We start from the raw sequence: 21,824 nt of genomic DNA, 5'->3' as shown, positions 1-21,824 counted from the left end.
TCATGGCCACTTTTACTTTCCCCCGCTTTGCCGCTGTTTTCGGCCTGGCCATCTCCCTGCTGGCGCCCGTGGCGCAGGCCGAGCGCATCAAGGACCTGGCCAGCATCGCCGGCGTGCGCCAGAATCAGCTGATGGGCTATGGCCTCGTCGTCGGCCTCGACGGCAGCGGCGACCAGACCACGCAAACGCCATTCACCATCCAGAGCGTGGCGGCGATGCTGCAGCAGCAGGGCATTAACTTGCCGCAAGGCACCAGTTTGCAGCTGAAAAACGTGGCCGCCGTGATGGTGACGACGGCCTTGCCCGCGTTTGCCCAACCGGGCCAGCTGCTCGACGTGACGGTCTCGTCGATGGGCAATGCGAAAAGTTTGCGCGGCGGCACTTTATTGATGACGCCATTGAAGGGCGCCGACGGCCAGGTGTACGGCATGGCGCAGGGCAACGTGCTGGTGGGCGGCGTGGGCGCGCAGGCGGCCGGCAGCTCCGTCGTCATCAATCACCTGAGCGTGGGCCGCATTTCGGGCGGCGCCACGGTCGAGCGTACCGTGCCTTCGGTGCTGGGCGCCAACAACACGATACGCCTGGAATTGAACGCCACCGATTTCGCCACGGCCAGCCGCGTGGTCGACGCCATCAACAGCCGCTACGGCGCCGGCACGGCCGCCGCGCTGGACGGGCGCGTGATCCAGGTGCAGTCGCCGGGCGGCAGCGACCAGCGCGTGTCCTTCCTGGGCCAGCTGGAAAGCATCGAAGTCAATCCGGCCCGCCTGGCGGCCAAGGTCATCATGAATGCGCGCACCGGTTCCGTCGTGATGAACCAGTCCGTGACGCTGGAAACGTGCGCCATTTCGCATGGCAACCTGTCCGTCACCATCAATGTCGAGCCGCAGGTAAGCCAGCCGGCGCCGCTGTCGGGCGGACGCACGGTGGTCACGCAGACGGCGCAGATCGATATCAAGAAGGAACCGGGCAAGGTGATGCTGGTCAAGGGCGGCGCTTCGCTGTCCGACGTGGTCAAGGCCTTGAATGCCATCGGCGCCTCGCCGCAAGACTTGCTGGCCATCCTGCAGGCGATGAAGGCGGCAGGTTCGCTGCGCGCCGAACTCGAAATCATTTGATGGACACGCCATGATCAGCCAAACCGACCTCAGCAATACCGCCGCCTATGACGTCAAGGGCATGGATGGCTTGCGCCAGTCCGCCAAGGCGAAGGACCCCGCCGCCCTGAAAGAGGCGGCCACGCAATTCGAAGCCATGTTCATCAACATGATGATGAAAAGCATGCGCGAGGCCACGCCGCAGGACGGCATCATGGATAGCCAGCAGAGCAAGATGTACACCTCGATGCTGGACCAGCAGACGAGCCAGAACCTGGCCAAGCGGGGCACGGGCCTGGCGGACGTGCTGATCCGTCAATTGTCGTCGTCGAACCAGGCGCTGGCCGCCGACGGCGCCGAAGCGCCGTCGCCCCGTTCGTCGAGCATGGCGCAGGCCCTGGCCGCGTTCCGCCAGCAGCAGGGCGCGCTGACCGAGGGGGCAGGCAGCGCCGCCGCCACCGGCAAGACCCTGAGCGACAAGGCCAACGCCACGCAGGCGCCGCACGTGCGCGCCTTCCAGGAAAAGCTGGGCGTGCATGCGGAAGAGGCGAGCCGCGCCACCGGCATCCCGGCCAAGTTCATGCTGGGCCAGGCGGCGCTGGAAACGGGCTGGGGCAAGCGCGAAATCATCAGCCGCGACGGCAGCAGCAGCCACAACCTGTTCGGCATCAAGGCGTCGAGCGACTGGAAGGGCAAGGTCACGGAAGCCGTCACCACGGAATATGTAAATGGCAAGGCGCAGCGCAAGGTGGAAAAATTCCGCGCCTACGACAGCTACGCGGACAGCTTCAAGGATTATGCGCAGTTGATTACCAACAACAAGCGCTACGAAAAAGTGCTGGCCAGCGCGGGCGACGCCAGCACGTTTGCCCAGGGCTTGCAAAAGGCCGGCTACGCGACGGACCCGAATTACGCTGCCAAATTGACAAAAATTATTAAAAATTCGCTGGTCGGCTAATTCCCCGCCTGTCCCCTGCGCAAGCCGCGCGCTTCAAGTTTTCGCCGCGGCTGCCGTAAATACATTTGACGGTAACCAATAAGACACCATGACTTCGAATCTACTCAGCATCGGTAAGAGCGGTTTGCTTGCAGCGCAGGTGGGCCTGTCGACGACCGGGCATAACATCACCAACGCCAACGTGGCCGGCTACAGCCGCCAGGTGGTGCTGCAGCAGACGTCGCAGTCCAACTATGCCGGCTATGGCTTTGTCGGCACGGGCACGGAAGTGTCGCAGATCAAGCGCCAGTACGACAGCTTCATGGCCACTCAGGTCAATTCCGCGCAAAGCGCGACCAGTGCGCTCGACACGTATTACACGCAGATCAGCCAGATCGACAATCTGCTGGCCGATCCCACGGCCGGTCTGTCGCCCGCCATGCAGGATTTCTTCAAGGGCGTGCAGGATTTCAGCTCGAATCCCTCGTCGGTCGCGTCGCGCCAGGCGCTGCTGTCGAGCGCCGGCTCGCTCGCTTCGCGCTTTCAGGGTCTGAGCGCGCGCCTGACGGAGATCGGTGACGGCGTCAATTCGCAGATCACGTCGAATGTGACGGTGATCAATACCTATGCCAAGCAGCTCGCCGAGCTGAACAAGTCGATTTCCCAGTTGTCGGTCGATGCCAGCAACCAGCCCAACGATCTGCTGGACCAGCGCGACCAGCTGATCACGGAATTGAACAAATATGTGAAGGCGACGGTGCAGCCCGCCGCCAACAATACCGTCACCATTTCCATCGGCGCCGGCCAGCCCCTGGTGGTGGCGGACCGCAGCTTCGAACTGGCGGCCACGCCTTCGCGGACGGACCCGAACCGCATCGAGGTGGGCTATGTCACGGGCAGCACCGTCACCGTGCTGCCGGACAGTTCCCTGACCGGCGGTTCGCTGGGCGGCTTGCTGGAATTTCGCAGCGGTACCTTGGACAATGTCCAGAACTCGCTGGGCAAGGTCGCCATCGCGCTGGCCAGCACCTTCAACGACCAGCACAAGCTGGGCCAGGACTTGAATGGCGCCATGGGCGGCGATTTTTTCAAGATACCCGACCCCGTGATCGGTGCCGACCGCGGCAACAACGCCAGCAGCACCACGGTGCTGTCGGCCAAGGTCAGCGACCCGACCAAGCTGACGGCCAGCGATTACAGCCTGAAATACGACGGCAGCAATTATGTGGTAACGCGCGAATCCGACGGCACGCACACCATCATCAATCCGTATCCGCAAACGGGGCCGCAAACCATCGACGGCGTCGATTTCTCGATCTCGGGCACGGCCGCCCAAGGCGACAACTACGTCATCAAACCCACGGCGAATGGCGCGGCCGGCTTGAACGTGCTGATCACCGACCGCAACAAGATCGCGGCCGCCGCGCCGATCGCCACCTCGGCGCCGGTGGCCAATACGGGTTCCGGCAAGCTCAGCGCCGGCTCCGTCGACAAGGCCTACCTGACGCCGGGCAATGCCCTGACCGGTCCACTGACCTTGACGTATGACAAGGCGACCACCTCGCTGACGGGTTTCCCGGCGGGCCAGGCGGTGACGGTCAAGGGCTTGAATGGCGCGACCACGACCTATCCGGCCGGCACGGCGAACATCCCCTACACGGAAGGCGACAACTTCAGCTTTGGCGGCATCAATGTCAGTATGACGGGCACGCCGGCGCAGGGCGATACCTTCGTCATCAAGCCCAATACGGGCGGCGTGGGCGACAACCGCAATGCCGCGCTGCTGGCGGGCTTGCAGACGAAGAATATCCTCGATGGCGGCAATGCCACGTTCCAGGGTTCGTATGCGCAAACCGTCAGCTTCGTGGGCAACAAGACGCGCGAAGTGCAGGTGAGCGGCCTGGCCAGCCTGGCCTTGCTGCAGCAGGTCAGCACCCAGCAGCAGGCCGTTTCCGGCGTCAACCTCGATGAAGAGGCGGCCAACCTGCTGCGTTACCAGCAGTCCTACCAGGCGTGCGGCAAGGTCATGCAGATCGCCAGCACCCTGTTCGATGTGGTCATCGGCCTGGGACGTTAATCAATTTTTGCCGCGACATAGCGCGCGGCGGCTTTCTGGAAGGGCAGCATCATGCGCATCAGCACACGAATGATTTATGACCAGGGCAGCTCGCAGCTGAACAATCTGCAGGGCGCCTTGAACCGTACGCAGATGCAGCTGTCGTCGAACCGCCGCAACCTGACGCCGGCCGACGATCCGATCGCCTCGGCGCGCGCGCTGGAAGTGACGCAGTCGCAATCGATCAACACCCAGTTCGTGACGAACCGTTCGAATGCGAAGAACTTCCTGTCGCAGGAAGAGCTGGCGCTGGCCAGCACCACCTCGCTGATCGCCGACGTGAAGGACCTGGTGCTCAAGGCCGGTAACCCTTCCCTGAAGGATGTCGACCGCGATACGCTGGCGAGAGAGCTGGAAGGCCGGCTGACCGACTTGCTGGGCATCGCGAATACGGCCGACGGCGCGGGCGGCTACCTGTTTTCCGGCTACAAATCCACGACCCAGCCATTCAGCCAGACGCCGACGGGCGCCAGCTATGTGGGCGACCAGGGACAGCGCGAATTGCAGGTGGGTTCGGCGCGCTACCTGGCCACCAGCGATTCCGGCGCCACCGTGTTTGAAAACAACCTGACGGGCAACGGCAAGTTCACGACGGCCGCCGCTACCGCCAACTTCACGCGCGGCGGCTCGGGCGTGATTTCGGGCGGCACGGTGACGGACCCGTCGGCATTGACGGGGCACAAGTACTCGATCGACTTCAAGGTCACGGGCACGGGAACGGACGCCGTCACCACCTATACCGTCACCGACGCCACCCTGGGCCAGACGGTGCCCAATCCTGCCGTGCCCATCCCCTACAAGGCGGGCGACGCCATCACCTTCGACGGCCAGCAAGTGAACATCACGGGCAAGCCGGCCGACCTGGACAGCTTTACCCTGGAGCCGAGCGCCAAGGAATCGTTGTTTACCACCGTGAAAAACCTGATCGGCGTGCTGCGCCAGCCTGGCAGCGGCGATGCGGGCCAGGCGCGCCTGACGAACGGCTTGAACGCCGCGCACAATATCCTCGATACGGCCTATGACAATGTGCTGTCCGTGCGCGCCGATGTCGGTTCCCGCATGAAGGAACTCGATTACCTCGACAGCGCCGGCGACGATCTCGACATCCAGTACGCCACCACCTTGTCGGACCTGCAAGACCTGGACATGGTGAAAGCCATTTCCACCTTCAGCCAGCAGCAAGTGACCCTGCAGGCGGCGCAAAAATCGTTCACTTCGATCTCGGGCTTGTCGCTGTTCAATTACATCAGCTGACGCACCGGCATCGCGGGATGGGCCGGCAAGCCGGGGCGGGGAGTGCATCTCCCGCCCCGGCTTTTTTGCGCGCGGAATCTGGCTGTTCTGGCAATATATGCAGGCAAACTGTGCAGTCTAACTGCATATATGTTATAGTGGAGTCCGTTGATACACCACACGGCCACCATGACCACCGCGCAAGAAGACCACGAACAAGTTCTGCAACTGGCCGGCGAATTGCGCATCCTGGTCGGCAAATTGCGCCGCCGCCTGCGCGAAGAGGCGCACCTGGGGGACGTCAGCATGTCGCAGGCGTCCGTGCTCAGCCGTCTCGAGCGCGACGGCCCCGCCACCGCCAGCAGCCTGGCGCGCGCCGAAGGCATGCGGCCCCAGTCCATGGCCGCCACCGTGCAAGCCTTGACGCAAGCGCGGATGGTGACGGGGTCGCCCGACCCGCTCGATGGTCGGCAGACGCTATTGACCCTGACGGACAGCTGCCGCGCCTGGATCGCGGCGAGCCGCGCCGCACGCGAAGACTGGCTGGCGCGCACCATCGAAACCCGGCTCACGCCGGCCGAAGTCACCGAGCTCGACAAGGCGGTGGCCTTACTCAAACGCTTGGCGGAGTGATCCGCTGAATTTTTCACCACGACCCCGGCAAGGAGCCCGCACGCCCAGATGAACAACACATTCCGTTCGCTACGCATTCCCAATTACCGTATCTGGGCCGGCGGCGCCCTCGTGTCGAATATCGGCACGTGGATGCAGCGCACGGCGCAGGATTGGCTGGTGCTGAGCGAATTGACGCAGCACAATGCCAGCGCCGTCGGCATCGTCATGGCCTTGCAATTCGGCCCGCAACTGCTGTTGCTGCCCCTGACGGGCATGGCGGCCGACCTGCTCGACCGCAGGAAATTGCTGCTGTGCACGCAGGCGGCCATGGGCTTGCTGGCGCTGGGACTCGGGATATTGTGCATCAGCGGCCTGGTAGAACTGTGGCATGTGTATGTGTTTGCTTTCCTGCTGGGCTGCGTGACGGCCTTCGATTCGCCCGTGCGCCAGACTTTCGTGGCTGAAATCGTCGGCGAGGAAGATCTGACGAACGCCGTGGCGCTTAACTCCACCTCGTTCAATGCGGCGCGCATGCTGGGTCCTGCCGTCGCCGGCTTGCTGATCAGCAGCGTCGGCAGCGGCTGGGTCTTCATCATCAACGCCGTCAGTTTTGCCGCCGTGATCGGTTCGCTGTTGCTGCTGCGCGTAGAACTGCTGCGCCATGCGCCGCGCGTCAAGGCCACGCGCGCCAGCCTGGGCGAGGGTTTCCGCTACGTGCGCCAGCGGCCCGACCTGATGGCCATCCTGCTGATGCTGTTCCTGATCGGCACCTTTGGCCTGAACTTCCCGATTTTCCTCTCGACCATGTCCGTGACGGCTTTCCATGCGGGCGCCGGCCAGTATGGCGTGCTCAGCTCCGTGATGGCATGCGGCTCCGTGGCCGGCGCCCTGCTGGCGGCGGGGCGCGGCCAGCCCACGCTGGCCCTGCTGCTGGGGGCGGCCGCGCTGTTCGGGCTGGCCTGCGCGCTGGCCGCCGTGATGCCCAATTACTGGCTGTTCGGCATGATGCTGGTGGTCATCGGCATCGCCGCGCAAACGTTTACCACCAGCGTCAACAGCAGCGTGCAACTGTCGACGGCGCCCGCCATGCGGGGCCGCGTGATGGCCATCCTTTTGGCGATCTCGGCAGGCGGCACGCCGCTGGGCGCGCCCATCGTGGGCTGGGTGGCCGACACCTTCGGCCCGCGCTGGGCGCTGGGCATCGGTGCCCTGTCGGGCCTGGCGGCAGCCCTCGTCGGCGTGCGCTACCTGGTCAAACATCACCAGTTGCGCCTGAACGTCGACCTGCGGCGCTGGCGCTTCGCATTCAGCAGCGACCAACATTGAGGCGGTCCGTCAGGGCGGCAGCAGGGCCGTGCGGGCGGCGGCCACGATGGCTGCGCTCAAGCCGTCGAGCAGGCCGGAGGCGGCGCGCGCCGTATGCCAGTACAGGGCGATATCGAGCGGGGTATCCGGCAGCAGTTCGACCAGGCTGCCATTGTCAAGATGCGGCTGGATCAGCGCCTGCGGGTGCAAGCCCCAGCCCATGCCGGCCAGGGCGGCCGTGACGAAGGCATGCGACGAAGGCAGGGCATGGCGCGGCAGTTCCACGTGCCGGTGGCACAGGCGCCGCACCCAGCGCGCCTGCAGTTCGTCCTTGGCATTGAAGACGAGGCTGGGTGCCAGCGCCAGGCTGGCGGCGCCGACGCCGTGGGTAAAATAGCGCTGCAGGAAGGCGGGACTGGCGGCGGCCAGGTAGCGCATGGCGCCCAGCGGGCGGCTGTTGCAGCCCGATGCGGGCCGGGCCGTGGCGCTGACGGCGGCCAGCACGGCGCCGCTGCGCAGCCATTCGGCCGTATGGTCCTGGTCGTCGACGGCCACTTGCAGCAGCACCGGGTGCCCGGCCGCAAAGGCGGCGATGGCGGGCGTCAGCCAGGTGGCCAGGCTGTCGGCATTCACGGCGACGGGCACGCTGGCGCGCGACACGCCCAGTGCTGTCTGCGCCAGCGCCGGCAAGGTGCCCTGCAAATCCTGTTCGAGCAGCTGCACCTGGTCCACGTGCTGGCACAGGCGTCGTCCCGTTTCCGTGGCGCGGCAGGGCTGGTCGCGTATGACCAGTGCGCAGCCGACGCGCTCTTCCAGCAGGCGGATGCGCTGCGAAATGGCCGATGGCGTCACGTGCAAGGCGCGTGCGGCGCGCTCGAAACTGCCTTCGCGGAGGACGGCGGCCAAAGCGGCGAGGGCGGCATAATCGAGCATGAATGAAGTTTTCCTTAACTTACTGCAGTAAAGGTAGTTTGCCTTCATTGCGTGCGGCTGGCAAGATCGCCGCATGACACTTTCGACCGCCACCACCCCACTCGTTTTTTCCGTCTTTCTCCAGGGCTTGACCCTGGGCCTGGGACTCATCGTTGCCATCGGCTCGCAAAATGCCTTTGTCTTGCGGCAAGGCTTGCGCCGCGAACATGTGGGCGCCATCGTGCTGTTTTGCGCGCTGGCCGACGCGGCCCTGATTGCCGCCGGCGTCCTGGGCATGGCCCATGCGCTGGGGCAGCGCCCCTTGCTGGCCAGTGCGCTGGCATTGGGCGGCGCCGTTTTCCTGGCCGTCTACGGTTGGCAAGCGCTGCGGCGCGCGCGCCGGCCGCAGCAGCTGCGCGCGGCCGAAGGCGGTGCCGGGCTGGCGCTGGGCGCCATCCTGGCCCAGGCGGCCGCATTTACCTTGCTCAATCCCCATGTCTATCTGGATACAGTATTGTTGGTGGGAAGCATCGGCGCCCAGCAACCGGGCGCGCTGCGTGGCTGCTTCATCGCCGGCGCCAGCGCGGCCAGCCTGCTGTGGTTTGCCTCGCTCGGCTATGGCGCGCGCTGGCTGGCGCCGTGGTTTGCGCGGCCCCGGGCCTGGCAAGTGCTCGATGGCTTGATCGGCGTGACCATGTTCGTATTGTCGGCGCTGCTGTTGCGCCACGCGCTGGGCTGGCAGCCTTGATCAGCGCGCGGTCGGCAGCTGCGCAGGCGCAGGCAGTGCCGGGCGCAAGGGATGCGGCGGTGCCGGCGGTGGTGGCCGGTCGCGCGTGGCAAAGCCGCGCGGCAGCAAGCGCGCCGTTTCTATGCCGCGCAGGAACATGTTCTGGAACGGCGTGGCCAGATAGGGCAGGACCATGCCGATCACCAGCAAGCCCACGCCCAGGGTGACGGGGAAACCGATACCGAAAATGTTCAGCTGCGGCGCGGCCCGCGTCAAGATGCCCAGCGCCACGTTGGTCAGCAACAGGGCGGCGATGATGGGCAGCGAAATTTGCAGGCCGGAACGGAAGATTTCCCCGCCCCAGGCCGCCAATTGCTGGAAACCGCCGCCGCTGATGGGACTCGACGAAATCGGCAGGCTGACGAAGCTTTCCGCCAGCGCCGCCAGCAAGACCAGATGGCCGTTGACGGTCAAAAACATCAAGGTGGCCAGCATGACGAGGAACTGGCTGATGGCGGACGACCTGCCCTTGGTTTGCGGATCGAAGAACGAGGCGAAGCCCAGGCCCATGGTCAGACTGCTGAGTTCACCGGCCATTTCGATGGCGGAAAACACGATGCGGATGGAAAAGCCCATGGCCAGCCCGACCAGCATCTCTTGCGTGAGGATCAGTAGGCCGGGCAGGGACATCGGGTTGATGGCAGGCAAGGCCGGCACGGTGGGGGCGATGATCATGGCCAGCAGCGCGCCCAGGGTCACCTTGACGGTGGCCGGCACGGCCGCGTTGCCGAACAGGGGGGCGGCCGCGATCAGGCCGAGGATGCGGCTAAGTGGCCACAGCAGTGCTGCGATCCACGTGTTCAGTTCGATGCTCGACAGGGTCAGCATGGCAACAATCGCTGCACTAGCCGACCAGGTTCGGGATGCCCGTGAACACCTGGCGCATGTAGTCGAGCATGACGGACAGCATCCACGGGCCGGCCACGACGATGGCGACGAAGATGCCGACCAGCTTGGGAATGAAGGACAGGGTCGCCTCGTTGATCTGCGTGGCCGCCTGGAAGATACTGACGATCAAGCCGATGATGAGGGCGACGAGCAGCATGGGCGCGGCCACCATCAGGGTGATTTCCATCGCATGGCGGCCCAGGGTCATGACGCTTTCGGGTGTCATCGTACTTCCCCTAGTAAAAACTCTGGGACAGCGAGCCCAGCAGCAACTGCCAGCCGTCGACGAGCACGAACAGCATCAGCTTGAACGGCAGCGAGATCGTCGCCGGCGACATCATCATCATGCCCATCGACATCAGCACGCTGGCGACCACCATGTCGATGATCAGAAACGGGATGAAGATGGCAAAGCCGATCTGGAACGCCGTCTTCAGTTCGCTGGTGACGAAGGCGGGCACGAGGATGCGCAGCGGCACGTCTTCCGGACCTTGCAGGGCCGCCGAGCGCGACATCTTGGCGAACAGGGCCAGGTCGGCCTGGCGCGTCTGCTTGAGCATGAAGGTTTTCAGGGGATCGACGCCCTTGTCCATCGCCTGCTGCATGCTGATCTTGTTTTCCTGATACGGTTGATACGCATCCGTGTAGATCTTGTCGAACACGGGGCCCATGACGAACAGGGTCAAAAACAGGGCCAGCCCCACCAGCACCTGGTTCGGTGGCGCCGATTGCGTGCCGATGGCTTGGCGCAGCAGGGACAGCACGATGATGATGCGCGTAAAGCAGGTCATCATCAAGAGGGCCGCCGGCAGGAAGGTGAGCGACGTCATCAGGATGAGCGTCTGCACCGGCAGTGAGTAATTCTGGCCGCCGCCCGGCGCCGGCGTGCTGTTGAAGGCCGGGATGCCCGGTTCGGCCAGCGCCCACAGCGGCAAGGCCAGGGCGGCGGCCGCCAGCAGCCAGGTCAGGGGAGTCTTCAAGGTGGACCACGCCATCTGCTGCTTATTTCCCATTGCGTTTTTCGATGGTCTGTTTCAGCCACTCGGAAAAATTGGCGGCCGCGGGGCCGTTTTGCGCCGTCGCCAGTTGCGGCAACTCGCCTTCCTGGCGCGGCATGGTGGCCAGCGCGTTGATCCTGCCGGGCGAGGCGCCGACGACGATCCACTGGTCGGCCACTTCAACGAGGACGATGCGTTCGCGTCCGCCCAGGTTGAGCGAGCTGACGACGCGCATCTTGTTGTTGCCGCCCATGACCTTGGGGCCATAGCGTTTCATGAACCAGGCCAGGCCGATCAGCAGGGCCAGCACGAACATCAGCGCGAAGATGGTTTGCAGCAGGCTGCCGGCCGAGCTTGTCGGCGCCATCGTCATGGGCGCGCCCGCCGGCATGGCGGGCAGGGCGGCGGCAGGCGAGGTGGCCGGCACCGTTGCTGCGGCAACGGGCGGTGTCTCGCTTGCTGCCGCGACGGAAGCGCTGGCGGCGCTGGCCGCCGGCGCCGACGCGGCTGCCGGTTCCGCGTGGGCAATGCTGCATGCCGCCAGGAGCGGCAGCACGGTGGAAATCAACAGGCCAGGCTTCATTTATTCAATTTTCGGATGCGTTCGGAAGGCGTGATGATGTCGGTCAGGCGGATGCCGAACTTGTCATTGACCACCACCACTTCGCCCTGGGCGATCAGGCAGCCATTGACCAGCACGTCCATCGGTTCGCCGGCCAGGCCGTCGAGCTCGACCACGGAACCCTGCGCCAGTTGCAGCAGGTTCTTGATGGCGATCTTGGTGCGGCCCAGTTCGACCGTCAGCTGCACGGGAATATCGAGGATGAAATCGATATCGTTGTGCGTTTCCGACTTCGATGCCTGCTTGGAAAAGTCCTTGAACACGGCGGCGCTCGCCGCGCTGGCCGTAGTGGCGGCCTGGTTCTGCAGCGCTTCTGCTTCCGCCTTGGCCTGCTCGGCAATGGCCGCGCCCCAATCGTCTTCCGCGCTTTGGTCGTCTTGGTTGTCAGACATGTGTTTCTCCTGTTGTACGGATACGGACCGCAGCGCGATCCGGGTATTTCTTAATGGTTATTCATATTGTCGGCATTCGCCAGCAACTTTTCGACTTTCAGCGCATATTGTCCGTTCAACACGCCATACGTGCAATCCATCACGGGCACGCCGTCGACGGTGGCGGCGATCAGTTCGGGAATATTCAGGGGGATGATGTCGCCCACCTTCATGTTCAAAATCTCGTCGAACGACACGCGCGCCGTGCCCAGCGAGGCCACCAGCTCGACTTCGGCGATCTGGATCTGCTGCGTCATCAGGCGGATCCAGCGCTTGTCCACTTCCAGCGCCTCGCCCTGCAGGCTCGAGGTCAGCGAATCGCGGATCGGCTCGATCATCGAATACGGCATGCAGAAGTGGATTTGTCCGGAAACGGAACCCAGTTCCACCGTAAACGTGGACGCCACCACCACCTCGTTCGGCGTGGCGATGTTGGCGAACTGCGTGTTCATTTCTGAACGTATATATTCGAATTCGACGGGGAAGACCGGCTCCCACGACTTGGTATAGGCCTCGAAGACGATATCGAGGATGCGCAGGATGATGCGCTGCTCCGTCTGCGTAAAGTCGCGCCCTTCGACGCGTGTATGGAAGCGTCCGTCGCCGCCGAACAGATTGTCGACCAGCAGGAAGACGAGGCCCGGATCGAAGACCATCAGGGCCGTGCCGCGCAGCGGCTTCATGTGCACCAGGTTCAGATTGGTCGGCACCACCAGATTACGGATGAACTCGCTGTACTTCGAGACGCGCACGGACCCGACCGACACCTCGGCGCTGCGGCGCAGGAAGTTGAACAGGCCCACGCGCAGCAGCCGGGCGAAACGCTCGTTGATAATTTCCAACGTCGGCATCCGGCCGCGCACGATGCGCTCCTGGGTTGCCAGGTTGTAGGTACGAACTCCCGTGACATCTTCCGGCGTCTGCGCGTCGTCCTGGTCTCCGTTGACGCCCTTCAGAAGGGCATCGACTTCTTCCTGGGAGAGGAAATTATCGGCCATGGCTGCTTATTGAATGATGAATGCGGTAAATAATACGTCCGTCACGTCCTGCTCCGGCCCTTTGTCCTCGAACGGCTGGTTCACCTGATTGATGATTTCGGCCGCCAGCTGCTGCTTGCCTTCCACGGTATTGAGTTCGGACGCCTTCTTGCCGGACAGCAGCAGCAACAAGCGGCTGCGCACTTTCGGCATGTTCAGCTTGATGCTATCCATTTCTTCCGGACTGCCCACCTGCAGGGTAAACGCGATCTGCAGATATTGCTCGCCATTTTCCGGCTGCAAGTTGACGGTGAAGGCATCGACGGGGACGAAAACGGGCGGACCTGCCTTGGAAGCGGCGTGTTTTTTCTTGCTCGGCGCCGCTTCTTCTTTATCGGCCTTGCCATGCAAGAAGTACCAGGCGGCACCGCCGCCGATGCCGCCGGCCACCAGCACCGAGGCCAGCACGATGATCAGAAGCTTCTTTTTCGAGGCACCGGCGGGGGCCAGGCCTGCATCTGCTTTCGGATCTGCTTTCATTTTTGGATTTGCTTTCAATGGTACTCGGGTGCATGGAAGTGGATCACGACGCCATTATGTCATTATCGGCAAATTCTGCGCAGAAGGATGCAGTGAAAAGAGGGCGGAAGCGCCCTCAACTCGCTGTTTTTATACGAAAAGTTATGCCGAGGCGCGCGCCTGTGGCCTGCGGACGACGAATTGTCGTCAGGCAAAGGTATCCACGGCACTCAGGCTGGGTCGGCTGCGGCCGCCGGCTGCCGGCGCGATGGCGATCTCGCCGCCGGAGGTGCCGCCACCCTGAGCATTGCCACGGCGTTCGCCCGAGGCGGCGCGCTCGCCGTTGTTTTGCTGTTCCGGCGTGCCGGCCGAGACGGTGGCGCTGCCGAAGGCGATGCCCGCTTCGCTCATCATTTCGCGCAGGCGCGGCATGGCCGCTTCCAGCGCCTGGCGTACTTCCGGCTGGGCCGACATGAAGGCGGCATCGGCCTGGTCATTGGTGACCGTCAGGACCACCTGCACGGGCCCCAGATCGGGCGGATTCAGGGTCAGGGTGGCGCTCTGGTCGCCGCCAGCCGCCATCCACACGACTTTCTGCCCCAGTTGCTGGTCCCAGGCCGGCGAGCCGACCCGGCCCGTCAGCTTGTCGGCCGGCACGGCCACGGCGGCCGCGGCCTGCTGCAGCGCGCCCGGCTGCAACTGGGCCGCAAGGCGGCTCAGGTCGGCAGGCGTTTCCTTGAGGATGGGTTCGGCTACGGCGGCGCCCGCCTTGGCGGTGGCCGCCAGCTGGGCGTCGACGGTCAGCTTGCCCGGCTCGGCCTTGCCTGCCGGCACGCTGGCGCCTGGTGTGGCGGCCGCCTTGCCCTGGGCCTGGCCCAGGCTGTCGGCAAAGTCGCCGCTGTCCGCTTGCGCGATGACGGTGGCGGCGGCCTTGCCGCTGCCCTGGCCGGCTGCCAGTAACGGCCCGGTTGCCAGGCCCTTGCCGTCGGCCTTGACGCTGGCGCGCGCCGGCAGTTCCGGCACGGCCTTGGCGGCTGGCGCCGGCGGTTGGATGGCCAGCTGGATGCTGCCCACGAGGGCCAGCATCTCGGCGGCCGGATCGGCTGGCGGCGTGACTGTTGTCGCGGGAACGGCGGGCACGCTGGCCTCTGCCGTGGCGCTGTCACTGTCGCAGTTGGCGGGGGGCGCCGCCTCGGTAGCTGGTGCGGGCGGCTGCTCGCTGCTGGCCGCCTGTTCGGTGCCCGCTTGCGCCGGCTTCGCTTCATTGGCGGGCGCCGGCGTCGCGGGTGCTGGCGCGGCCGCAGGACTGGCGGGGCGTGCCGGCGCCGGCGCTGGGGCTTGCGCCATATTACGGCTGGCCTGGCGTTGCTCGATCTGGCGGTTCAGGGTGCGCTGGAAGTCGCCCGCCGCGCCGCTGGTGGATGGCTGGCTGCGGTTGGCGGCACCGGGCGTGGCGTTTGGCGAGATGATCTGGGAAATCGGTGTTGGCTGGGTTTGCATGATGCTGCCTCAGTGTTGCTTAGCGTTTGTAATAGGCTTGTCTCGCCGCGTGCTCATCCATTGCTTTCTGGTCGCGCTTGTTTTCCAGCTTCAGCGCCTGTTCCTGCGCCCGGTTGTTCAGGGTGGTGTACGACATGCGCTTGCGTTCGGCCAGTTGCCAGCGCATCTTTTCATTCTCGCTGCGCGTCTGCGCATGCTCGACCACTTGCTGCTGGCCCAGGATGGCGCTGTCGAGCTTGACCATGAAGGCCTGGAAGTTGCGGTAAGCCATGGGCGTGATGCCGTTGCTCATGCTCGCCTCGAAGCGCTTGGCATAGTCGTCGCGGTAGCCGGACAGCATGTCGAGCTTCTGGCGGCAATCGTCGAGCGCTTTCAGGGCCGCGCCCAGGCGCTTGGCGCAATCGTCGGTTTCGCGCTGGGCAAGGTCGATCAGGGTAGCAAGTTGGGAAGGAGAAGCCATGGCTGATTATATTCCCGCTATGCAAGTCCTAATCAGTCGAATAGAGCGGTAAGTTGCCCCAAGCTCTCATCCATGCTGACCCGCTCCGTGATTTGCTGTTGCAAAAACGCCTCGATCTTTTCATGCAGGGCGATGGCCTGGTCCAGCACGGGGTCGGTGCCGGCGCTGTAGGCGCCCACGCTGATGAGGTCGCGGCTGCGCTCGTAGCGCGAATACAGCTGTTTCAGCTTGCGCGCCTGCTGCTGGTGCTCGTGCGTGGTGATCGAGTGGGCGGCACGCGAAATCGATTGCTCGATGTCGATGGCGGGATAATGGCCCGCTTCGGCCAGGCGGCGGTTGAGCACGATATGCCCGTCCAGGATGGCGCGCGCCGAGTCGGCGATCGGGTCCTGCTGGTCGTCGCCCTCGGTCAGCACGGTGTAGAAGGCCGTGATCGAGCCGCCGCCTTCCTCGCCATTGCCGGCCCGTTCCACCAGCACGGGCAGCTTGGCGAAGACGGATGGCGGATAGCCCTTGGTGGCGGGCGGCTCGCCGATGGCCAGGGCGATTTCGCGCTGCGCCATGGCGTAGCGGGTCAGCGAATCCATGATCAACAGCACATTTTGCCCCTGATCGCGGAAATGTTCGGCAATCGCCGTCGCATATGCGGCCCCTTGCAGGCGCATCAGCGGCGGCGTGTCGGCCGGCGCGGCCACGACGACGGAACGGGCCAGGCCTTCGGGGCCGAGGATTTGCTCGATGAATTCCTTCACTTCGCGGCCCCGTTCGCCGATCAGGCCGACGACGATCACGTCCGCTTCCGTGTAGCGGGCCATCATGCCCAGCAGCACGCTCTTGCCGACGCCGGAACCGGCGAACAGGCCCATGCGCTGGCCGCGGCCCACGGTCAGCATCGCGTTGATCGAGCGCACGCCCACGTCGAGCGTATCGACGATGGGCGCGCGGCCCAGGGGATTGGCGGGGCGTACGTTGATGGGGGCGCTGTCGGTCGTGTGCAGCGGGCCCAGCTGGTCAAGCGGACGGCCCGCGCCGTCGAGCACGCGGCCCAGCAGTTGCGGCCCCACGGGCAGATGGCGCGCGCGGTCGCTGGGGCGGCGGCGCGGGTGCGCCACGCTGCCGGGGCGGGGGATGGCCGGCTCGACGGAAAACACGCGCGTGCCGGGCACGATGCCCTCGACGTCGCTTTGCGGCATCAAAAACAGGCGGTCGCCTTCAAAACCCACCACTTCCGCCTCGACCCGGCCGCCATTGGGCAGCGGCACGGTACAGGCGGCGCCGACGGCCAGGCGCAGGCCCACCGCTTCCATCACCAGGCCGGCCACGCGCGTGACCCGGCCTGAAATTTGCATCGGTTCGACAAAGCCGACCACGGCCGAACAATCGCTCAGGTAGGCGCGCCAGCGCGCCGCATGGGCAGTGGGGCCTTTGACGGGCTCGCTCACGGCGCCAGCCAGTCCAGGTCTTTGCCCAGCGCATGCGTCAGGCGCTGCCAGCGGGTGGATGCCTGCGCGTCGATCTGATTGCTGGCCGTGTCGATCTTGCAACCGCCGCGTTCCACGGACGGATCTTCGATGACGCGCCAGCCACCTTTGTCGAGTTCATCGCCGATACCGTCGCGTACTACTTGCGCGTCTTCCGGATTGAGCATCAGCAAGGCCGGTTGTTGCAGCACAGGCAAGTATTCGATGGCTTCGCGCACCATCGGCAGCATCAGTTCGGGGCGCACGGGCAAGGCGGTCTTGAGCATGCCCTTGGCCAGCTGCAGGGCCAGTTCCATCACGTCGTTGGCGATCAGTTCGTCGGCATGGTGCACGGCCGTGCCGAAATCGACGGCGATGGTTTGCAGGTGCGCCAGTTCCACGGCCGAGGCAGCCTTGCCTTGTGCATACGATTCGGCATGGCCGTCGGCATGCCCGGCCGCGTGGCCTTCCGCATAGCCGGCAGCGCGGCCTTCCTCGAAGGCCGTGGCGCGCGCTTCCTCGCGGATGGCGTCGAGTTCTTCCTGCGTCGGGTATTCGAGCGGCGGGGCTGGCTCTTCCTCGTGCAGCTCGGCAAATGGATCGAATTCCGGTTCGGGATCCGGTTCGAGCAGCTTGCGCGCCGCCACCACGCTGGGGCGCTCGTCGCCAAACGAGGTCATTTCCCAGCGCTGGTACGCGGTTTGCTGCTCTTTGGGAATCAAATTAGACAAACGAATCCTCGCCTTTTCCGCCTAAGACAATCTGTCCCTCGTCCGCCAGGCGGCGCACGATCTGCAGGATCTGTTTCTGCTGCGATTCCACTTCCGACAGGCGCACGGGGCCTTTCGATTCGAGGTCTTCGCGCATCATCTCGCCGGCGCGCTGCGACATGTTCTTGAATATCTTGTCGCGCAGTTCCTGCGAGGCGCCCTTGAGGGCGATGATCAGCATTTCCGACTGCACTTCGCGCAGCAGCAGCTGGATGCCGCGGTCGTCGATATCGATCACGTTGTCGAACACGAACATTTCGTCCATGATCTTTTGCGCCATGTCGTTGTCGTAGTTCTTGATATTGTCCATGACGGAGCCTTCCTGCTCGCCGCTCATGAAGTTCAGGATTTCGGCTGCCGCGCGCACGCCGCCCAGCGACGATTTCTTGATGTTTTCGTTACCCGACAGCAGTTTCGTCAGCACGTCGTTGAGTTCGCGCAAGGCGGCCGGCTGCACGCCGTCCAGGGTGGCGATGCGCAAGACCACGTCGTTGCGCAGGCGGTCCGTGAAGTGGCCGAGGATTTCGCAGGCCTGGTCGCGTTCCAGGTGGACGAGGATGGTGGCGATGATCTGCGGGTGTTCGTTGCGGATCAGCTCGGACACGGATTGCGAATCCATCCATTTCAGCGATTCGATGCCGGAGGCATCCTTGCCGCCCAGGATGCGCGACAGCAGCACGGACGCCTTGTCGTCGCCCAGCGCCTTGGTGAGCACTTGCCGGATGTATTCGTCCGAATCGAGGCCGACGGTGGAATTGAGTTCCGTCTGCGCGCGGAAGTCGCCGAGCACCTCGACCACCTGCTCGTGCGCGATGCCCTTCATGGTGGCCATGGCGGCGCCCAGTTTCAGCACTTCGCGCGGGCCGAGGAATTTCATGACCTCGGCCGCTTCGCTCTCGCCCAGTGCCAGCATCAGGATCGATGCTTTTTGCAGTCCCGTTGTCTCAGTCATTATTGCCTATCCATGCTTTGATTACGTTGGCCACCACGCGCGGGTCTTCCTGCGCCAGTTTTCTGGCCATCGCCAGGTTTTCGCGATAACCGCGCGCCGTATCTTCTTCCAGCTCTTCCAGCTCCGCTTCGCTGAGCAGGACTTCGTTTTCCTCGCCCTCCTTGGCCAGTTCCGGCTCGATGACGGGCGGCGGAGCGCCGAAATCGTCGATCTTGCGCATCACGGGGCGCAGCATCGGGCGCACGATCTTGATGAAGATGTACAGCAGGATCAGGGCCGTGATGAGGAATTTCGCCAGTTCCTTGGCCAGCGGCAAGTTGGCCGGGTCGCGCCACCACTCGAGCTTGCCTTCCGGCGCGCGGTCGATGCCGTCGAACGGCGAGTTGGCCACGCTGAAGCTGTCGCCGCGCTCCTTGTTGTAGCCCATCGCTTCCTTGACCAGATTGTTGATCTGGACCATTTCGGCAGGGGAAATCGGCTTGACCGTGACCTTGCCATCCTTGTCGAAGCTGCGGCGGTAGTTGACGACGACGGCCACCGACAGGCGGCGCAGGCCGCCCATGGATTTCTGCTCGTAGCGCACAGTCTTGTCGACTTCATAATTGGTCGTCGATTCCTTCTGTGTCGGCGCCGTCGGCGCGCCAGCCGGGGCGCCCGGCGCCTCGGCCGTCAATGGCGCTGTCGCCACGCCTGGCGGCTGGTTCGACAGCGCGCCCGGCACGCCGGACGGGTTGGCATTGCCGGCGCCCGTCGATTCGCTCGTTTGCTGGCTGCGGATGGTGGACGCTTCCGGCGGCGAGTTCGGCTTGTAGGTTTCGGCCGCCTGTTCGCTTTGCGAGAAATCGACATCGGCCGTCGCTTCGGCGCGCACATTGCCTTCGCCGACGATGGGCAGCAAGATCGATTCGACCTGCTTGATCACGCTTTGCTGCAATTGCTGCACGTATTTCAGCTGGTTCGGGTCCAGGCTCTTGATGCCGTTGGCGCGGTCCTTGTCCTTTTCCTGGTTCGACAGCAGGGTGCCGGCCTGGTCGACCACGGTGACATTGATTGGCAGCAATTCCGGCACGCTCGACGCCACCAGGTGCACGATGGCGCTCACCTGCAGCTGGTCCAGGCCGCGGCCCGGGTGCAGGTTCAGCAGCACGGAAGCCGTCGGTTTTTGCTGTTCGCGCACGAAGACGGACGGTTTGGGCAGCGCCAGGTGGACACGCGCCGTATCGACGGCGGACACGGATTCGATCGATTTCGCCAGTTCGCCCTCGAGGGCGCGCTGGAAATTGACCTGTTCGAGGAATTGCGAGACACCGAGCTTCTGGTTTTCCATCAGCTCGAAGCCCACGTTGCCGCCCTTCGGCAAGCCTTGCGCGGCCAGTTTCAGGCGCGCGTCATGGACTTGCTCGGACGGCACGAGAATGGCGCCGCCGCCTTCGGAAAACTTGTGCTTGATGCCCAGTTGGTCCAGCGAAGCGGTGATGGCGCCGCCGTCGCGGTCCGTGTAGTTGGAAAACAGGACCTTGTACTCGGGCGGCTGGTTCCACATGTACAGGGCCACGCCGATGGCAACCAGTGCCGCCACGCCCAGGCCGCGCAGGAAATTCTTGCCCATCGGCGTCTTGGCGAAAGCTTGCACGGACTCCACGGGCGAGCGGCCAGGCGCCGGTTCCGGCGGTATGCGGTTCACATCGATTTCTTCGGCTACAGCCATGATTGCCTTCCGGGGCGCGTATGTTGGGTAGTGAGTGGGGGCCGCTTCCACTGGAGGAGGGGGCGATATGCAGAATTATCCGCCACTGTCACGCGCTTCAATCGTCCAAATAGAAGGCGCTTTTGCCGCCTGCTCGGCCGAGCGGCTGGCGTTGGCGCTGGTATTGTGGAACCCTGGCAACATGTGACGGAAGTTATTGTACCCGTCGTTGCCTTGCAAGCCAGGGTTTTGTTCTCTGGGTGCAACAGGCATGGAACAGTTATGAAGCACACCAGAATCGGGAGGCGAAGTGAAAACAGGCGGTATCGATAGCAGCAGGATCGAGGCGATGATCGCGCAACTGAAGTCGGCGGCCACGCGGCCGGAGGCGAAAATACCGGCGATCCAGACCGAGATGCCGGCGGCGAAGGTGAATTTTGCCGATGCCTTCAAGAGCGCGCTCGATTCCGTGAGCGGCGCGCAACAGGCTTCGTCGGCGCTGGGGCAGCGCTTTACCATGGGTGACGAAAAGGTCAGCCTGTCGGACGTGATGGTATCGATGCAAAAGTCGAGCATCGAATTCCAGGCGACGGTGCAGGTAAGGAATAAATTAGTTGCTGCATATCATGAGATCATGAATATGCAAGTTTAACGTATCGCCAAAGCTACTGCGCGGCGCGCTTTGCGGCCTGCGATGCTCGCTGTGCTATAGCACAGCTGCGCGTCTCGGCCGCAAATCATCGCCGCTCGCTACGCTTTTGCGAAACGTTAAGCTTTGACTCTGGATTGAATTAACCCAGCCCCGCCATGCGCGCATTGCGTTCTCGTTCAAGGCGCGTGATATAGCGCTGCACGTGCGCCAGCATGCTGCGCGGCAGGTCGACGAACTGGCAGCCGAGGCGGCGGTTCAGCTTATTGTTGAGCAGGGTCATGTCCAGCGAATTGCGAATTTGCAAAGTCGCGGTGACGATGCCGACGTCGGGCAGGTCGATGCGGCAACCGGGATAGTCCCTGCCGATGGTTTCGCCCAGCATCAGTTTATTGTCGAGGATGGCGATGCCGCCGCAGCTGATGTCGGCCAGCGGAAACAGGGTGTCGGCGCCGCCCAGTGAGGGCGGCAGGGGAATCGAGACGCGCACGGGATTGCTCACGGGCGTCGTCATGCGGTAATACTCGCGCCGCTGCAGGCGGATCAGTGTTTCAGGTATGGCAATTTTCAGGGCGGGCGTGCCGCCATGGTTGCACTCTTCCACCAGGGCGCTGGCAAACAGGATGCGGATCTTGTCGAGCGAGGTTTCAAACGAAATACCGGTGGCGGCCACCATGCGCCGGTTCTGGTCGGCGTTCACGGAACGGTCGAGGATGACGGTGTTGTGGTCGGCATCGACTTCCAGGATGGACGTGACGCACACATCGGACTCACCGTGGATCAGCATGCGGATCAGCTGGTTCTTTTCGCTGATGCCGCGCAGCAAGGCAATGATTTCCCGCCGCGATTCCACTTCAAAATCATGCCAGTTTTCGAGACCGGAATCCATAATATGTGCTTGCATTGATG

24 protein-coding genes are annotated in these 21,824 nt (G+C 64.0%); 8 read left to right on the top strand and 16 right to left on the bottom strand.

The window, feature by feature from the left end:
* Window positions 1–2 precede the first annotated feature (2 nt).
* From AC1RBA_RS09995 to AC1RBA_RS09970, 6 genes are all read left to right on the top strand, one after another.
* Entirely contained in the window at window positions 3–1,118 is a 1,116-nt protein-coding gene (locus tag AC1RBA_RS09995; protein WP_070220151.1) for a flagellar basal body P-ring protein FlgI, read from the top strand.
* 10 nt (window positions 1,119–1,128) lie between these two features.
* Window positions 1,129–2,055, top strand: a complete 927-nt coding sequence (gene flgJ, locus AC1RBA_RS09990; protein WP_099408912.1) for a flagellar assembly peptidoglycan hydrolase FlgJ — start codon at window positions 1,129–1,131, stop codon at window positions 2,053–2,055.
* An 88-nt stretch (window positions 2,056–2,143) separates the two neighbouring features.
* Window positions 2,144–4,111 (top strand): flagellar hook-associated protein FlgK, encoded by a 1,968-nt coding sequence (flgK, locus tag AC1RBA_RS09985; RefSeq protein WP_070220147.1) that lies wholly within the window; start codon window positions 2,144–2,146, stop codon window positions 4,109–4,111.
* Between the two features lie 51 nt (window positions 4,112–4,162).
* Window positions 4,163–5,404, top strand: coding sequence for a flagellar hook-associated protein FlgL (gene flgL, locus AC1RBA_RS09980; protein WP_070220145.1), 1,242 nt, complete (start codon window positions 4,163–4,165; stop codon window positions 5,402–5,404).
* 168 nt (window positions 5,405–5,572) lie between these two features.
* On the top strand, window positions 5,573–6,016 hold the full coding sequence (locus tag AC1RBA_RS09975) for a MarR family winged helix-turn-helix transcriptional regulator (RefSeq protein ID WP_070312130.1): 444 nt from the start codon (window positions 5,573–5,575) through the stop codon (window positions 6,014–6,016).
* A 48-nt stretch (window positions 6,017–6,064) separates the two neighbouring features.
* Entirely contained in the window at window positions 6,065–7,324 is a 1,260-nt protein-coding gene (locus tag AC1RBA_RS09970) for an MFS transporter (RefSeq protein WP_492417940.1), read from the top strand.
* A gap of 9 nt (window positions 7,325–7,333) precedes the next feature.
* Here the strand turns inward: AC1RBA_RS09970 and AC1RBA_RS09965 are convergent, their stop codons facing one another.
* Window positions 7,334–8,236, bottom strand: coding sequence for a LysR family transcriptional regulator ArgP (locus tag AC1RBA_RS09965; protein ID WP_492417938.1), 903 nt, complete (start codon window positions 8,234–8,236; stop codon window positions 7,334–7,336).
* Window positions 8,237–8,309: 73 nt separating this feature from the next.
* On the opposite strand from AC1RBA_RS09965, the gene AC1RBA_RS09960 reads away from it, so the two are divergent.
* A complete protein-coding gene (locus AC1RBA_RS09960) occupies window positions 8,310–8,963 on the top strand; it encodes a LysE/ArgO family amino acid transporter (protein ID WP_070289131.1) in 654 nt (217 codons plus the stop codon).
* Here the strand turns inward: AC1RBA_RS09960 and fliR are convergent, their stop codons facing one another.
* The 14 genes from fliR to AC1RBA_RS09890 form a co-directional block, all read right to left on the bottom strand.
* The gene (gene fliR, locus AC1RBA_RS09955; RefSeq protein ID WP_492417936.1) at window positions 8,964–9,830 is read right to left on the bottom strand and encodes a flagellar biosynthetic protein FliR; all 867 of its coding nucleotides are present in this window, start codon (window positions 9,828–9,830) and stop codon (window positions 8,964–8,966) included.
* 16 nt (window positions 9,831–9,846) lie between these two features.
* Entirely contained in the window at window positions 9,847–10,116 is a 270-nt protein-coding gene (gene fliQ, locus AC1RBA_RS09950) for a flagellar biosynthesis protein FliQ (protein ID WP_034754044.1), read from the bottom strand.
* 10 nt (window positions 10,117–10,126) lie between these two features.
* Window positions 10,127–10,903 carry a flagellar type III secretion system pore protein FliP gene (gene fliP / locus AC1RBA_RS09945; RefSeq protein ID WP_070220134.1) on the bottom strand — a complete coding sequence of 259 codons (777 nt, stop codon included), beginning with the start codon at window positions 10,901–10,903 and terminating at the stop codon, window positions 10,127–10,129.
* Window positions 10,893–11,471, bottom strand: a complete 579-nt coding sequence (gene fliO / locus AC1RBA_RS09940; RefSeq protein ID WP_230502624.1) for a flagellar biosynthetic protein FliO — start codon at window positions 11,469–11,471, stop codon at window positions 10,893–10,895. The genes fliP and fliO overlap by 11 nt, the downstream gene beginning before the upstream one ends.
* Window positions 11,468–11,902 carry a flagellar motor switch protein FliN gene (gene fliN / locus AC1RBA_RS09935; protein WP_070220130.1) on the bottom strand — a complete coding sequence of 145 codons (435 nt, stop codon included), beginning with the start codon at window positions 11,900–11,902 and terminating at the stop codon, window positions 11,468–11,470. The genes fliO and fliN overlap by 4 nt, the downstream gene beginning before the upstream one ends.
* A 50-nt stretch (window positions 11,903–11,952) precedes the next feature.
* Window positions 11,953–12,939, bottom strand: a complete 987-nt coding sequence (fliM, locus tag AC1RBA_RS09930; RefSeq protein ID WP_070220128.1) for a flagellar motor switch protein FliM — start codon at window positions 12,937–12,939, stop codon at window positions 11,953–11,955.
* A 6-nt stretch (window positions 12,940–12,945) separates the two neighbouring features.
* Complete coding sequence (gene fliL / locus AC1RBA_RS09925; protein ID WP_070220126.1) at window positions 12,946–13,458, bottom strand: flagellar basal body-associated protein FliL; 513 nt, start codon at window positions 13,456–13,458, stop codon at window positions 12,946–12,948.
* A gap of 186 nt (window positions 13,459–13,644) precedes the next feature.
* The gene (locus tag AC1RBA_RS09920; RefSeq protein WP_492417933.1) at window positions 13,645–14,937 is read right to left on the bottom strand and encodes a flagellar hook-length control protein FliK; all 1,293 of its coding nucleotides are present in this window, start codon (window positions 14,935–14,937) and stop codon (window positions 13,645–13,647) included.
* A gap of 19 nt (window positions 14,938–14,956) precedes the next feature.
* Window positions 14,957–15,397, bottom strand: a complete 441-nt coding sequence (gene fliJ / locus AC1RBA_RS09915) for a flagellar export protein FliJ (protein ID WP_070220122.1) — start codon at window positions 15,395–15,397, stop codon at window positions 14,957–14,959.
* A gap of 32 nt (window positions 15,398–15,429) precedes the next feature.
* The gene (fliI, locus tag AC1RBA_RS09910) at window positions 15,430–16,746 is read right to left on the bottom strand and encodes a flagellar protein export ATPase FliI (protein WP_227742184.1); all 1,317 of its coding nucleotides are present in this window, start codon (window positions 16,744–16,746) and stop codon (window positions 15,430–15,432) included.
* A gap of 89 nt (window positions 16,747–16,835) precedes the next feature.
* Window positions 16,836–17,537 (bottom strand): flagellar assembly protein FliH, encoded by a 702-nt coding sequence (locus AC1RBA_RS09905; RefSeq protein ID WP_492418138.1) that lies wholly within the window; start codon window positions 17,535–17,537, stop codon window positions 16,836–16,838.
* A 43-nt stretch (window positions 17,538–17,580) separates the two neighbouring features.
* Window positions 17,581–18,579, bottom strand: coding sequence for a flagellar motor switch protein FliG (gene fliG / locus AC1RBA_RS09900; protein WP_034754023.1), 999 nt, complete (start codon window positions 18,577–18,579; stop codon window positions 17,581–17,583).
* On the bottom strand, window positions 18,572–20,287 hold the full coding sequence (gene fliF, locus AC1RBA_RS09895) for a flagellar basal-body MS-ring/collar protein FliF (RefSeq protein ID WP_070289137.1): 1,716 nt from the start codon (window positions 20,285–20,287) through the stop codon (window positions 18,572–18,574). Before fliF ends, fliG begins: the two co-directional genes overlap by 8 nt.
* Before the next feature lie 75 nt (window positions 20,288–20,362).
* On the bottom strand, window positions 20,363–20,719 hold the full coding sequence (locus tag AC1RBA_RS09890; protein WP_254670553.1) for a hypothetical protein: 357 nt from the start codon (window positions 20,717–20,719) through the stop codon (window positions 20,363–20,365).
* Between AC1RBA_RS09890 and fliE the strand changes: the two genes are divergently transcribed.
* Window positions 20,616–20,918, top strand: a complete 303-nt coding sequence (fliE, locus tag AC1RBA_RS09885; RefSeq protein WP_230502628.1) for a flagellar hook-basal body complex protein FliE — start codon at window positions 20,616–20,618, stop codon at window positions 20,916–20,918. The genes AC1RBA_RS09890 and fliE overlap by 104 nt on opposite strands.
* A 139-nt stretch (window positions 20,919–21,057) precedes the next feature.
* On the opposite strand, the gene AC1RBA_RS09880 is transcribed toward fliE, so the two are convergent.
* On the bottom strand, window positions 21,058–21,804 hold the full coding sequence (locus tag AC1RBA_RS09880) for a flagellar brake protein (protein WP_083287058.1): 747 nt from the start codon (window positions 21,802–21,804) through the stop codon (window positions 21,058–21,060).
* Window positions 21,805–21,824: the final 20 nt, after the last annotated feature.

The sequence above is a fragment of the Janthinobacterium sp. GW823-FHT03B06 genome, from assembly GCF_058796955.1.
Note: the sequence above shows the minus strand (reverse complement) of the source record. Positions and strands in the feature narration are given on the sequence as shown.